13 protein-coding genes, 5 tRNA genes and 1 pseudogene are annotated in these 12,778 nt (G+C 73.5%); 9 read left to right on the plus strand and 10 right to left on the minus strand.

Annotated features, from left to right (window positions below; all coding sequences use genetic code 11):
* Nucleotides 1-35: 35 nt before the first annotated feature.
* Nucleotides 36-527, minus strand: coding sequence for a TIGR02611 family protein (locus OCT49_RS05015; protein WP_283850688.1), 492 nt, complete (start codon nt 525-527; stop codon nt 36-38).
* A gap of 190 nt (nt 528-717) precedes the next feature.
* Here OCT49_RS05015 and OCT49_RS05020 point away from each other — a divergent pair, with 190 nt between their 5' ends.
* Together OCT49_RS05020 and OCT49_RS05025 are read left to right on the plus strand one after the other, a co-directional pair.
* A complete protein-coding gene (locus OCT49_RS05020) occupies nt 718-1,131 on the plus strand; it encodes an SsgA family sporulation/cell division regulator (RefSeq protein WP_003959770.1) in 414 nt (137 codons plus the stop codon).
* Nucleotides 1,132-1,475: 344 nt separating this feature from the next.
* Entirely contained in the window at nt 1,476-2,066 is a 591-nt protein-coding gene (locus OCT49_RS05025) for a CGNR zinc finger domain-containing protein (RefSeq protein WP_283850689.1), read from the plus strand.
* Nucleotides 2,067-2,070: 4 nt separating this feature from the next.
* On the opposite strand, the gene OCT49_RS05030 is transcribed toward OCT49_RS05025, so the two are convergent.
* The 3 genes and pseudogenes from OCT49_RS05030 to OCT49_RS05040 all read right to left on the minus strand — a co-directional run bounded on the left by OCT49_RS05030 (nt 2,071) and on the right by OCT49_RS05040 (nt 3,995).
* Complete coding sequence (locus OCT49_RS05030) at nt 2,071-2,226, minus strand: hypothetical protein (RefSeq protein ID WP_283850690.1); 156 nt, start codon at nt 2,224-2,226, stop codon at nt 2,071-2,073.
* 205 nt (nt 2,227-2,431) lie between these two features.
* Nucleotides 2,432-3,448, minus strand: a pseudogene (locus tag OCT49_RS05035) (LacI family DNA-binding transcriptional regulator); the annotation flags it as partial.
* A gap of 100 nt (nt 3,449-3,548) precedes the next feature.
* The gene (locus tag OCT49_RS05040) at nt 3,549-3,995 is read right to left on the minus strand and encodes a hypothetical protein (protein WP_283850691.1); all 447 of its coding nucleotides are present in this window, start codon (nt 3,993-3,995) and stop codon (nt 3,549-3,551) included.
* Between the two features lie 198 nt (nt 3,996-4,193).
* On the opposite strand from OCT49_RS05040, the gene OCT49_RS05045 reads away from it, so the two are divergent.
* Entirely contained in the window at nt 4,194-4,709 is a 516-nt protein-coding gene (locus OCT49_RS05045; RefSeq protein WP_283850692.1) for a DsbA family protein, read from the plus strand.
* A 54-nt stretch (nt 4,710-4,763) separates the two neighbouring features.
* On the opposite strand, the gene OCT49_RS05050 is transcribed toward OCT49_RS05045, so the two are convergent.
* The 3 genes from OCT49_RS05050 to OCT49_RS05060 form a co-directional block, all read right to left on the minus strand.
* A complete protein-coding gene (locus OCT49_RS05050) occupies nt 4,764-5,600 on the minus strand; it encodes a GNAT family N-acetyltransferase (RefSeq protein WP_283850693.1) in 837 nt (278 codons plus the stop codon).
* Nucleotides 5,601-5,664: 64 nt separating this feature from the next.
* On the minus strand, nt 5,665-6,486 hold the full coding sequence (locus OCT49_RS05055; protein WP_283855669.1) for an aminotransferase class IV: 822 nt from the start codon (nt 6,484-6,486) through the stop codon (nt 5,665-5,667).
* Nucleotides 6,486-7,517, minus strand: a complete 1,032-nt coding sequence (locus OCT49_RS05060; RefSeq protein WP_283855670.1) for a chorismate-binding protein — start codon at nt 7,515-7,517, stop codon at nt 6,486-6,488. The genes OCT49_RS05055 and OCT49_RS05060 overlap by 1 nt, the downstream gene beginning before the upstream one ends.
* Before the next feature lie 322 nt (nt 7,518-7,839).
* Between OCT49_RS05060 and OCT49_RS05065 the strand changes: the two genes are divergently transcribed.
* The 5 genes from OCT49_RS05065 to OCT49_RS05085 all read left to right on the plus strand — a co-directional run bounded on the left by OCT49_RS05065 (nt 7,840) and on the right by OCT49_RS05085 (nt 8,286).
* Nucleotides 7,840-7,912: transfer RNA gene (locus tag OCT49_RS05065), tRNA-Gly, on the plus strand.
* A 38-nt stretch (nt 7,913-7,950) separates the two neighbouring features.
* A tRNA-Cys gene (locus OCT49_RS05070) sits at nt 7,951-8,024 on the plus strand.
* A gap of 1 nt (nt 8,025) precedes the next feature.
* Nucleotides 8,026-8,097 (plus strand) — tRNA-Val (locus tag OCT49_RS05075).
* A gap of 19 nt (nt 8,098-8,116) precedes the next feature.
* A tRNA-Val gene (locus tag OCT49_RS05080) sits at nt 8,117-8,188 on the plus strand.
* A 23-nt stretch (nt 8,189-8,211) separates the two neighbouring features.
* A tRNA-Val gene (locus OCT49_RS05085) sits at nt 8,212-8,286 on the plus strand.
* A gap of 126 nt (nt 8,287-8,412) precedes the next feature.
* Here the strand turns inward: OCT49_RS05085 and OCT49_RS05090 are convergent.
* The 3 genes from OCT49_RS05090 to OCT49_RS05100 form a co-directional block, all read right to left on the minus strand.
* Entirely contained in the window at nt 8,413-8,685 is a 273-nt protein-coding gene (locus tag OCT49_RS05090) for a TFIIB-type zinc ribbon-containing protein (protein WP_283850694.1), read from the minus strand.
* Between the two features lie 69 nt (nt 8,686-8,754).
* Nucleotides 8,755-9,741, minus strand: a complete 987-nt coding sequence (locus tag OCT49_RS05095; RefSeq protein ID WP_283850695.1) for a phosphotransferase family protein — start codon at nt 9,739-9,741, stop codon at nt 8,755-8,757.
* 339 nt (nt 9,742-10,080) lie between these two features.
* Nucleotides 10,081-10,290 carry a hypothetical protein gene (locus OCT49_RS05100; protein WP_283850696.1) on the minus strand — a complete coding sequence of 70 codons (210 nt, stop codon included), beginning with the start codon at nt 10,288-10,290 and terminating at the stop codon, nt 10,081-10,083.
* A gap of 799 nt (nt 10,291-11,089) precedes the next feature.
* On the opposite strand from OCT49_RS05100, the gene OCT49_RS05105 reads away from it, so the two are divergent.
* Nucleotides 11,090-12,487, plus strand: coding sequence for a serine/threonine protein kinase (locus tag OCT49_RS05105; RefSeq protein WP_283850697.1), 1,398 nt, complete (start codon nt 11,090-11,092; stop codon nt 12,485-12,487).
* The last annotated feature ends 291 nt before the right edge of the window (nt 12,488-12,778 follow it).

Consider the following 12,778-nt stretch of genomic DNA (forward strand, 5'->3'; position numbering starts at 1 on the left):
ACCACCCCCGGCTCAGCCCCGCACCCGCCCCGGGATCACTCGTTGATCTTCCACGGCATGACGATGCCGAACTTCCAGACGTAGACCCCCACCAGCACCGCGACGATCACCAGCCCGGTCACGGTGAGGATGATGTTGCGCCGCCGGACCTTGGGGTCGAGCGCCCGCTGGGCGGCCTCGGTGACCTTCCGCCTCGTCCAGCGGAGCACCAGCTGGGCCCAGACGAACTCGGTCGCCCAGATCGCCATGCCGCCGAAGATCACCAGCCAGCCGGGGCCGGGCAGCGGCAGCATGATGATCCCCGCCACGACCACGGCGAGACCGACCACGAAGACGCCGACCTGCCAGCTCAGGTGCAGCGGCTTGGACGCCTTGATGAACCCGGGCGCCCTGGACCCGAGCTGCCGGTCCTCCTTCGTCACCTCTTGGGCGACCTCCCCCGTCACGCCGTCCGCCCCATCCCCCGCGGCGGGCCCGGGGGCCGCCCGTCCGGCGCTCCCGCCCCGCTCGTCACGCTCCGCTTTCATGGAGGACAACCTACCGGAACGGTCTTCATCACCGGAATGGCCGCATAACCGAAAGTTACACACCGCCGTACGAGCTATCCGAAGGAACACAAAAAGGTCAGAGGGGTTTACAACGCCACCGTAGGTGGCATGTCGATTTCGCCGACGTGCGAATCCCCGAGCGCACACTGAGCGAAAGGCCCTGGCGCTTATGAACACCACGGTCAGCTGCGAGCTGCACCTGCGCCTCGTTGTGTCGAGCGAGTCCTCACTGCCTGTCCCCGCGGGCTTGCGGTATGACACGGCCGATCCGTATGCCGTGCACGCCACCTTCCATACCGGAGCGGAGGAGACGGTCGAATGGGTATTCGCCCGCGACCTCCTCGCCGAGGGGCTGCACCGCCCCACCGGCACCGGAGACGTCCGCGTCTGGCCATCCCGTAGTCACGGCCAGGGCGTCGTCTGCATCGCGCTGAGCTCCCCGGAGGGCGAAGCCCTGCTCGAAGCCCCGGCGCGGGCCCTGGAGTCGTTCCTGAAGCGGACCGACGCCGCGGTCCCACCGGGCACCGAACACCGCCACTTCGACCTCGACACGGAGCTCTCTCACATCCTGGCCGAGAGCTGAGCCAGGCGGAGAGCCGCGCGGCGCCGTCCGACTCGGGGAGACGGCGCCGCGCGGACAACCTCATACGGTCGGCACCGGCGCCGTGACCACACGATCCACCGTGGTCACGGCGCCGGTGCGTGTCCGCCGCACGGTCCCCTCCGGCGGGCCGGCGCCCGCGCCGGGCCGGAACGCGCCCGTACAGGGCCGGTGGCCGCCCGCCGGCCCCACGGGACCGGCCCGTGGCCGGTATGCGCTCACCGCGCCCCGCACGGGCCCTCTCGGCCCTCTGCGCCCCGCCGCCGAGCCAGTAGAGTCAGCCGGCATCGGCGGGCACCCGCCCGCCGGAGGCAGGGAGCGAAAGCGTGCTGATCCCACACGACACCCGGATCGCCCTCGACACGGTGGTCGATCTGCTCAACACCGCACCGGAGAGCGAACCGCCGTCGGGCGGGGCGCGGCCGGGAGACGGACAGGGCGACGGCCTCGCCGGCGTCGAGGCGCTGTACGACTTCGCGCGGCGCCATCGCATCAGCGGCGTCGGCACGCTCGACGAGAAGGACCTGCGGGCGGTGCGGGACGTACGGGCCCGTTTCGCGGAGGTCTTCGCGACGGACGACCTCCAGCTCGCCGCCTCGCTCGTCAACACGCTCGTCGCGGCCGCCGGCACGACGCCGCAGCTCAGCAATCACGACGGCTACGACTGGCACGTGCACTACTTCGCGCCGGACGCCTCGATCGCCGACCACCTCGCGGCCGACTGCGGCATGGCGCTGGCCTTCATCGTGGTGGCGGGCGAGCTCGAGCGGCTGCGCAGGTGCGAGGCGCCGGACTGCCGGCACGCCTTCGTCGACCTGTCCCGCAACCGCTCCCGCCGCTACTGCTCCAGCCGCACGTGCGGCAACCGTCTGCACGTGGCCGCGTACCGGGCACGCCGCAAGGAAGCGGCCGGCTGACCGTTCACAGCAGGAACAGATCGTGCAGCGCGGCCATCAGCAGCAGGCCACCGATCACCCCCAGGAAGATCATCAAAGGGGGCTGGGAAAGCGCGAAGAGGCAGCCGCGCGGCTCTTCGGCAGGGGGTGCGGGGGCATCGCCCCGGGAGGTGTCCACCATCTCGGGACGATCATGACCTACTCCGGACCCACCGAACGCCAATAGGCCTCATTGCGACGGGAGTTCACTCGTACCGGGTGGTCCGTGATTCGCTCCGGCGGCCGATCCGCCGTCACGTGTTCGGCAGTGCTCCCGGGGCCCCGGGGTCCGCCGGGCCCGCCGCCGCTCCGCCCGTGCGCCCTCGGCCCGGCGGCGTGCTGGAGGCCCGCACCGTCGTGCTGGAGGCCCGCGCCACGAGTTCCGGCCGGAGCACCACGTCGCGGTGCCGGTGGCTGCCGTCCTCGTGGTCCGACTCCTCCAGCAGCAGTTCCGCCGCCATCCGCCCCATCACGGCCGCGGGCCGGCGGACCGAGGTGAGCGGCACGGCCGCGGCGGCGGCGAACTCGATGTCGTCGTACCCGACGATGGCCAGGTCGTGCGGCACCCGGACGCCCGCCGCGTACAGGGCCTGCAGCACGCCGAGGGCGAGCAGGTCGTTGGCGCAGAACACCGCGGTCGGCCGGGGCACGAGACCGAGCAGCCGGGCCCCGGCGTCGCGGCCGGCCGCCACGTCCAGGCGTTCGGAGGGGATCTCGACGAGGGCCCCGGGCGGCAGTCCGCCCTCGGCCAGCGCCGCCAGGGCGCCCTCGCGCCGGTCCCTGATCTGCTGGAGGTCGTCGGGGCCGCTGACGTACGTCACCGAGCGGTGCCCGGCCGAGACCAGGTGGCCGACGGCCAGGGCGCCGCCGCGGACGTCGTCGACGGAGACCGAGCAGGTCCCCCCGCCGGACGCCACCCGGTCCACCAGGACGAAGGGGATGCGGTGGCGGCGGAACGCCGCCAGGTGCCGGCCGGTCGCGTCGGCGGGCGTGACCAGGACGCCGCACACCCGCTGCTCGGCGAAGAGCCCCAGGTACTCGGCCTCCTCCGCCGGGTCCTGGTCGCTGTTGCAGACCATGACGCCGAGACCGGCCTTCCGGGCGGCGCGCTCGGCGCCGCGGGCCACGTCCACGAAGAACGGGTTGCCCATGTCGAGGACGAGCAGCGCCATGATCCGGCTCCGGCCCGCCCTGAGCTGGCGCGCCGACTCGCTGCGCACGTACCCGAGTTCCTCGATGGCGGCCAGTACCCGGGCCCGGGTCTCCGGCAGCACCGCCTCGGGCCTGTTGATCACATTGGAGACCGTGCCCACGGAGACTTCGGCCCGTCGGGCCACGTCCTTGATCCCTGCCACGCGCGCCACTCGTCCTGCCCCACCGATGCCCTCGGCCGCGCCCGTCCGCGGCGTCGCCCCATCGTACGGAGGGCGCCCCGGGACGGTCCGTCGGCCGGTGCGGCGCGGATCAGATGCCGTGCTTCTTCAAAATGGCCTCGATGTCGCTGAAGTCGTCGCCGGACGAGGCGGGCTGCCGCCGGGGCTTCGCCTTCGGGGCCGCCGGTGTCCCGGCCCCCAGGGAGGGCGCCGAGGCCCCGGGGGCGACGGCGTCGGCCCGCGCCGCCCGGGCCGCGGCCCTGCGTTCCTTGCGGGTGCCGCCGCTGCGGCGTTCGACCGCGCGCGTGGTCGTGAACAGCACCCAGGCCAGGGCGAGCAGTCCGAAGCCGGCCCAGATGCTCGGCTCGAAGGCGATCCCGGCCACCCAGTCCACGATCCCGGTCAGTGCCAGCCCGATCGGGACCAGTGAGTAGGCGGCGATCCGGGTGGCGGCGAGGAAACGCTTGCGGTACGCGGTGACGGCGGCGATGCCCAGGCCCGCGGCGGACACCGCGGCGCAGATGGTCTCGGCAAGCATCGGTGCCTCCAGGCGCACGGGGAAACGTCCCTTCCATCCTGCACCGGCGACCGGGCTCGGGGCCACGATCGGGAACCACATCAGGGACTTTTCAGGGCCGGGATCCTCCCCAGGTGCCGACCCGGCCCGCCGGGCCCTCCCCCGGAGCGGGCGGGGTGCGGGTTGGGAGGTGCGGGCGGCCCCTGGGAGACTGGCCCCATGAGCGATTCCACCCCTGCCGCACCCGTCGTCCTCGACCTCTGGTGCGACCTCCAGTGCCCCGACTGCCACCGGGCCCTCGACGATGTGCGGGCCCTGCGGGCCCAGTACGGCGACCGGCTGGAGGTGCGGCTGCGGCACTTCCCGCTGGAGAAGCACAAGCACGCCCACGCCGCCGCGCAGGCCGCCGAGGAGGCCGTGGCCCAGGGCAAGGACTGGGCGTACGTCGAGGCCCTCCTCGCCCGCACCGGCGACCTCGGCCGCGTCGGCGAGCCGCTGCTGATCGAGGTGGCGGGGGAACTCGGCCTGGACACCGAGGAGATGGACACCGCCCTGATCGACGGGCGGCACATGCTGATCGTCGACGCCGACCAGGCCGAGGGCAAGGCGATCGGGGTCACCGGCACCCCGACGTACGTGATCGGCGACGAGCGGCTGGACGGCGGCAGGAGCCAGGACGGGCTGCGCGAGCGCATCGTGGAGATCGCCGACCGGCTGCTCGCCGAACGGGGCTGAGCGGACGGGGCCCGAGCAGGGCCGAGCGGACGGCGGACGGGCCGAGCGGGCGGGTCAGAGCGTCTTGGCCAGGTTGTACCGGGCCGTCCGGTAGCCGAGCGACTCGTACAGCCGCAGGGCGGGCGTGTTGGAGGCGAACACGTGCAGCCCGAGCCGGTGGAGGCCCGCGGCCAGGACGAGGCGTTCCGCGTGCAGCATCAGGGTGCGCCCATGGCCGCGGCCCCGGTGCTCCTCGGCCACCTCGACGTCGAAGACGTATCCGGCGCTCACGCCCTCGATCTCCTCGCGCACCGACACCCACAGGTGGCCGACGGCCTCGCCCCGGGCCACGAGCACGTGGAGGAGCATGCCCTCGGTGTCCCGGCCGTCCGGCAGGTTGCGGTCGTGGTCGGACCTGGACTTGCGCAGGGCCTGATCGGCCGGCACGCCCCGGTCGATCCAGGACTGCGCGTACTCCTCGACGCTGGTGCTGCGCCAGGCGTCGAACTCCTCGGCGGACATCGGCCGGGCGACGGCCCCGGCCGGGAGCGCGGGGGGCTCGGAGCCGAGTTCCTTGAGCATGTTGCGGCTGCGTTCGGTGTAGCCGAGCGCGGCCGCCAGGCCCCGGATGCCCTCGTTGTCCGCGGGCGCCTCCAGGCGGACCTGGGTACAGCCCCAGCCGCGCAGCACCTCCTCGGCGGCGAGCGCGGCGATGGTGCCGCGCCCGCGCCGCCGGTCCGGTTCGTCGACGCGCAGGGAGCGCAGCACACCGGCCCCCGTGCCGAACGCCGCGTCGGTGCCGATCTCGACGGAACCGACGGGTCGTCCGTTGTCGCACACGTCGTACGCGCGGGTCTTCGCGCCGTCGGCGCCTTGCTGGATCGGCCCGGTCGGCCGGAGGGTGGTGGTCATCGGTGTTGTTCTATCCACCGGGCCCCGCCGCGTCACCCGGTTTTACGGATTCGGGGTGCCGGTCCTACGGGTCGAGGTCGTTCCCGGCCCGCTCCTCGAAGATCCGCATGGCCTTCGCGGTCACCGGTCCCGGGCCGCCGGGCAGCTCCCGGTCGTCCACCCGGTGGACGGCCTGCACATCGCGCAGCGTGGAGGTCAGGAAGATCTCCTCGGCCCGTTCCAGGACGTCGAACGGCAGCTCGGTCTCCTGCGCGCCCGTCCATTCCACGGCCAGCGCGCGGGTGATCCCGGCGAGGCAGCCGGAGGCGACGGGCGGGGTGTGGAGCTGGCCGTCGAGCACGACGAAGACGTTGGAGCCGGTGCCTTCGCAGAGCTGTCCGACCGTGTTGGCGAAGAGCGCCTCCGACGCGCCGTGCTCGTGGGCGCGGGCGAGGGCGACGACGTTCTCGGCGTACGACGTGGTCTTGAGGCCGACGAGCGCGCCGCGTTCGTTGCGCGTCCAGGGGACGGTGATCACGGCGGTGGTGTCGGGGCGGCGGGCGACCCCGCCGAGGGCGATGACGAGCCCGGGGCCCGCGTCGCCGCGGTCGGAACCGAGCGGGGAGAGTCCGCCGGTGTAGGTGATGCGCAGCCGGCCGAGCGGCATCGGGTTGGCGTCGATGACGGCGGCGCAGCCCCGGCGGATCTCGTCCAGGTCGGGCTCCGGGAGGCCGAGGCCGCGGGCCGATCGGGCCAGCCGGTCGAGGTGGCGGGTGAGGGCGAAGGGCCTGCCGTCGGTGGTCCTGATCGTCTCGAAGACGCCGTCCCCCACGGTGAGCCCGTGGTCGAGCACGGACACCCTGGCGTCGTCGGCGTCCCGCAGGCCGCCGTTCACCCACATCCTCATCATGCGGTCCTTCCTGTTGTTCCGTGTTCGCCCGACGCCACCGCGAGCAGCCGGGACGCCTTGAGTTCGGTCTCGGCCCATTCGCGTTCGGGATCCGAGCCCCAGGTGATGCCGGCCCCGGTGCCGAAGCGGAGCACCGGAACCGTTCCGGTCCGGTCGATCCAGAAGGTGCGTATGCCGACGGCGAGCGAGGCGGTGCGGCGGTCGGCGTCGACCCAGCCGATGCCTCCGCAGTAGGGCCCGCGCGGGGCGGTCTCCAGTTCCCCGATGATCCGCAGGGCACTGGACTTGGGTGCCCCGGTGACCGATCCGGGCGGGAACGCCGCGTCGAGGAGTTCGGGCCAGCCGGCGCCCTCGGCGAGTTCGCCGCGCACGGTGGAGACGAGATGGACCAGGCCGGGGTGCTTCTCGACCACGCAGAGGTCGGGGACGGTGACCGAGCCGGTGGCGCAGACCCGGCCGAGGTCGTTGCGGACCAGGTCGACGATCATCACGTTCTCGGCGTGGTCCTTCTCCAGCAGATCGTTCTCGGTCCGGCCGGTGCCCTTGATCGGCCCCGACTCGACGGTCCGGCCGTCCCGCCGGAGGAAGAGCTCGGGGGACGCGGTGGCGATCTCGACGCCGTCCGCGGGCAGCCGAATCGTTCCTGCGTACGGGGCGGGGTTGCCCCGGGCCAGCAGCGCGGTCAGCGCGTCCACGTCCGCGGCCGGGTCGGGCAGGGGCGCGGTCAGCACCCGGCAGAGGTTGGCCTGGTAGACCTCGCCCGTCGCGATGTGTTCACGAATCCGTCGTACGCCCGTGGTGTACATGGCCCGGTCCAGGGACGAGGTCCAGTCGCCGACCGCGGGACCGCGCCAGGCCCCGGGCACCGGGGCGGGCACCGGCCGTCTGCGCACGGAGCCGAAGCGCGCGCAGACGAGGCGGCCCTCGAAATCGGCGGACACGGCCCAGAACCCGGTTGATTCGAGGGCCGCGGGATCACTGGTCACATCCCGCAGGTCGGTCGCGAGGAGGCCGTCGAAGCGGGCCATTGGAGCAAGGTCGTGCACGCGGTCGAGTCTAGATGTCGCGGCCGGTGGCGCCCGCCCGACGGAGCGTCGGCGGGCCCGGGGCCGCACCCCGGCCGGCGCTTCCCACCGGGGCCACCAGGGCTTTTGGCCGGCGCCCGGGGGACGCGCACCGGGGGGTGCCGTGGGGCGGGGTGCGCCGGGAGGGACCCCCGAGCGGCGTGCGACGACCCGCGCCGGGGCGGGTGCACCTCAGCACGCTGCGCAAACGCGTTTTTGTACTGGCCCGGGAATCCGCTAGAGTTCAACACGTCGCCGGGACGCGCAAGCGGACCGGGAAAGACAAGCGGACGTAGCTCAGTTGGTAGAGCGCAACCTTGCCAAGGTTGAGGTCGCCAGTTCGAACCTGGTCGTCCGCTCGCAGAAAGGTGGGGGATCTTCCCGAACCCTCACTCCGGGTGGAGTGGCCGAGAGGCGAGGCAACGGCCTGCAAAGCCGTCTACACGGGTTCAAATCCCGTCTCCACCTCCAAGGACGATTAGCTCAGCGGGAGAGCGCTTCCCTGACACGGAAGAGGTCACTGGTTCAATCCCAGTATCGTCCACTGGTCCGCAAGGATCCCCGCGCGATTAGCTCAGCGGGAGAGCGCTTCCCTGACACGGAAGAGGTCACTGGTTCAATCCCAGTATCGCGCACGCAGTACACGCAGGTTCACCCTGCGCGATTAGCTCAGCGGGAGAGCGCTTCCCTGACACGGAAGAGGTCACTGGTTCAATCCCAGTATCGCGCACCAGCGAAAGCCCCGGTCGTCATCGACGACCGGGGCTTCTTCGTTCCCACCGGGCGCGGGGGACGCCCGTGGGTCCGGACGGGAGACGTCCGGACCCACGCGGTCAGGCGCTCGGGGCGGTCGCCCGGTTCAGGACGAGAAGAGCATGCGGCCGAAGCTCTTGTGCCGGTAGTGGCCGCCGTGGTGCTGCGGCGCGCCCCAGGCGGGCGCCGGGGCGGCGGGGTACGCCTGCGGGGCTGGCGGCGCGGGCGGGGCCTGCTGCGCCCACTGCGCCTCGATGCGGGTGAGGGATTCCAGCTCGCCGTAGTCGAGGAAGATTCCCCGGCAGCCGCTGCACTGCTCGATCTGGACGCCGTTGCGGTTGTACGTGTGCATCTGGGCGTGGCACTTGGGACACTGCATGGTTTCGGCTCACTCCTCGTTCTGGGACCGCCGTCGCCGGAAGGGATGTCCGCCGACGGTCGGTTCAGCCTACGACGACTGCCCGGCGGCCAACTGTGGTGGGAGGGAAGCGATTCGGGCACAGGCGTCGAGCATCGTCCGCTCCACCTCGTCCGGGGCCCGGCCCTCCGCCGTGGACTTGGCGATCGCCAGCGCGGCGGACTGGACGGTCAGGGCGCGGGCCGGGACGTCCAGTTCGGGCCAGGGGTCGCCCTCGGCGCGTACCGCGGGGCCGCCCGCGGCCCGGTAGGCGCCCAGGAAGCGGGACCAGACCTCGGGGGGCAGGAGGCCGGCCGCGTACCAGGCGGCGGGGCGGGCGAGGTCCCAGGCGGGGTCGCCGAGGCCGAGGTCGTCGACGTCGATGAGCAGCCAGGGCCCGTGCGGCGCCGGGTGGCGGACGAGCTGGCCCAGGTGCAGGTCGCCGTGGCAGAGGAAGGACGAACGGGGCGGGGGCGGGGCGGCCTCGTCGCGGGCCCAGGCGGGCAGCCGGTGCCAGGCCGCGAGCACGGGGGCGGTGTCCGGGTCGTCCGGGCGGGCGGCGCGCATCCGGGCGACGGCGAGCGCGGCCTTCGCGGGGCCCCGCATGGGCGGGAGCGCGAGGGAGGGCGGGGCGGGGGTGCGGTGCAGTGCGGCCAGCAGGCCGGCGGCCTCCTCCCAAGGGGCGGCGTCCGGGTCGCCGGGGTCGACGGGCGCGCCGTGGGGCCACAGGGTGACGGGGCGGTCGGGGAGAGGGTCCGGGCCGGACGGTTCGGGGTTCCGGGCGGGGCGGGGGTGCAGCGGTGCGAGCAGGACGCCGGCGAGCCGGGGGTCGTCCGCGAGGGCGAGGCGGGTGAGCAGGCCGGAGGCGTCCGTGCCGGGGGCGTGGGCCTTGGCGACGACGGCCCCGCTGCGGACCACGGTGCCGTCCGCGCGGTCCGCGAGCACCATCGGGGGCGGGCAGGCGCAGGGGGTCTCGGGGCACGGGTGCGCGGCCCGGTGGGCGAGGTCGCCCAGCGCGCGTACTACTGCGGTGGTCACGGTCTCCCCCGGTGGCGAGCGGATGCACGGGCGGCCCGGTCCGTGCCGGGCCCGTCGACGAGCGTACGCGCGCCGGACGGGGCGCCGGGCGGGGCGCCGGGCGGGGGCACTCCGGGTGCGTGGGGCGGTACGGGCCGGGGGCGCCGCGGGACCGTGGAGCGGTACGAGGCCGGGGCGCCGTGGGGCGGGCACTTCGCCGTGAACGGTTCCGGAAAACGCGATGTCCGGTCAGCTCCCCAGCTGACCGGACAAACGCTGCCGTCCGCCGCACCCCCGTCCCCACGGGGCTGTTGGCCGGATGTCCCGGTCCGGACCGCTCTTCCGGACCCCGGGCGCCGCTCAGCGCCCCAGCATCACGCCCACGGACGACGCCTGTGTGACCACCGCGTCCCAGCCGCCGAAGACGACCACGAGCAGGGCCGCCAGGGGAAGAACCATCGCCGTCGCCACCAGGGGGTGACGCGTACCGGACGACGGGCGGGTGCCGAACGCGGCATGGAACCTGCGTCCCCGCGTACGGATCATGGTCCGCGTTGCCGTGTCCGCCATGGTTCCTCTCCTGACTCGATAGGGAGCGGCGGGCGTGTGACCTCGGGGGACGAGTGTGGCGCCCGCCGCTTGACCTCAACAGTAAGGACGCGGGGGACGGACGACGTCATGCCCGCGTACCTAATGCCGGGCCTCCCGGAGGATGAGCCGCCGGTAGCCGATGTACTCCCCTGGGTGGAGAACGGGCGCACGTCCTTGGGGACATCCCTGAGGGGTTGCCGGGTGTTCCGCCTCCCGGCCTCCGATGTATCAAGGCGCCCCACGGGGGCGGGACGGCCGGAAAACAAGGCCTTGACCAGGGAAAAAGCTTCGGGGATCGCGAAACCGTCCGGGCGGGCGGCGGATTGCGCGGCGGGCATTCACCCGTTCTCTGGTGCCGTTGCCGTACCTCCGTCGGACATGGCCGGGATCCGGGGGACGGGACGTCGTCCGGGGGCAGGCGGACCGCCCACCGGGGGTCCGGCGGAACCGTCCGTGACCGTGACTTCACTCACCCTCCCTCTTCTCCGTCGGCCGGACGACGCGACCGGCCGGGCCCCCGGCAGTCCGCGCTTGCCCGCTCCGGCCGGAACCGCACCCCATGGTTTTCGGCCATGCGACTCCAACGGCCCGTCGGGGCAACCGCATTGGGGAAGGGGGCCGCCGCGGCGCGGGACACCTCCCGGTCCACGGCCCGCCACGGCCCGCGCCGCGTACCGACAATCGGTCGTCCGGCGAGGGCGCGGCCTCTGAGCGCCCCGGGCGCCGGGTACGTAAGCTGTGCCTCGTCAGGCGGACCAGGCAGCGGGGATGGGCAGACATGGCGATGATGCGGCTCCGGCGCGAGGACCCGCGTGTCGTCGGCTCGTTCAGGCTGCACCGGCGGCTCGGGGCGGGCGGCATGGGTGTCGTCTACCTGGGTTCGGACCGGCGCGGTCAGCGGGTGGCGCTGAAGGTGATCCGCCCCGATCTGGCGGAGGACCAGGAGTTCCGCTCGCGGTTCGCGCGCGAGGTGTCCGCGGCCCGGCGGATCCGCGGTGGTTGCACGGCGCGGCTGGTGGCCGCCGATCTGGAGGCGGACCGCCCGTGGTTCGCCACCCAGTACGTCCCGGGGCCCTCGCTGCACGACAAGGTGGCCGAGGAAGGACCGTTGTCGGCGGTCGAGGTGGCCTCGATCGGGGCCGCGCTCTCCGAGGGTCTGGTGGCGGTGCACGAGGCCGGTGTGGTGCACCGTGACCTGAAGCCGTCGAACATCCTCCTCTCCCCCAAGGGTCCCCGGATCATCGACTTCGGGATCGCCTGGGCGACCGGGGCCTCCACGCTCACCCACGTCGGCACGGCGGTGGGTTCGCCGGGCTTCCTCGCCCCCGAGCAGGTGCGCGGCGCGGCGGTGACGCCCGCGACCGACGTGTTCTCGCTCGGTGCCACGCTGGCGTACGCGGCGATGGCCGACTCGCCCTTCGGGCACGGCAGTTCCGAGGTGATGCTGTACCGCGTGGTGCACGAGGAGCCGCAGCTGCGCGAGGTGCACGACGCGCTTGCGCCGCTGGTGAGTGCCTGTCTGGCGAAGGACCCCGAGGAGCGGCCGAGCACGCTCCAACTCTCCATGCGGCTCAAGGAGATCGCGGCGCGGGAGGCGCAGGGGCTGCGCGCGGGCCGGCCGCCCGCGCAGCGTTCGACGCAGGATCCGGACCGGCCGACCGGCCGTCTCGACGGCCCGTACACCGAGCAGCAGACCCGGCGCGCGGCGCCTCCCGGCCCCCGTCAGCAGAAGCTTCCGCAGGACGGCAGGCAGGCCTCGTCGTCCAGGGCCGGGGGGTCGCGCACCGATGGTTCCCGTACCGGCGGTTCACGTACCGGCGGTTCACGTACCGGCGGTTCACGTACCGGCGGTTCGCGCACCGGTAATTCACGTACCGGTGGTTCGCGTCCGCAGCAGCCGCGCAGCACCACCCGGTCCGACCGGCGTCCGCAGGGCACGCACGGGACGAACGGCCGCCCGACGAACGGCAGGCCGGGAACGCGGCCCGGGAACCGGAAGACCTCGTCGGGTCTGCGGCCCGCCAATCCGCGGCTGCTGCGCCAGCGGCTCGTCGTCTTCGTCGTGGTGACGCTGCTGGTGGCGTTGGGCATCGCGGCGGCTCAGGGCTGCCAGGGACCGGCCCGCGGGCTGGGGGCCGACCGGGGCCACGAGCAGACGCAGGGTCAGAACCGGTAGGTCCGGGGGTCGGCCGGGACGACCTGCGGTCCCGGGGCCGGTCGTCGACGAGGGTGTTGCCGTTGCGGTCGACGACGGCGACCGAGACGCGCTGGTTCTCCTTCTCGGCGGCGTCCAGCGTCGCCCGGGCGGCCTTCGTCGCGGCCTCGATCGTCAGGTGCGTGACCCCGGCCAGGTTCTTGCCCGCCGGCTCCTGCCGTCCCGCTCGGATCAAGAGTGGGGCCGGACGGTCGCTCGTCCCGTCGGTGTACCGGCTGCAGGTGACGAGCGGGAAAGCTGACCCGGGGGTCA

This window comes from Streptomyces sp. ML-6 (assembly GCF_030116705.1).
GTDB lineage: Bacteria > Actinomycetota > Actinomycetes > Streptomycetales > Streptomycetaceae > Streptomyces.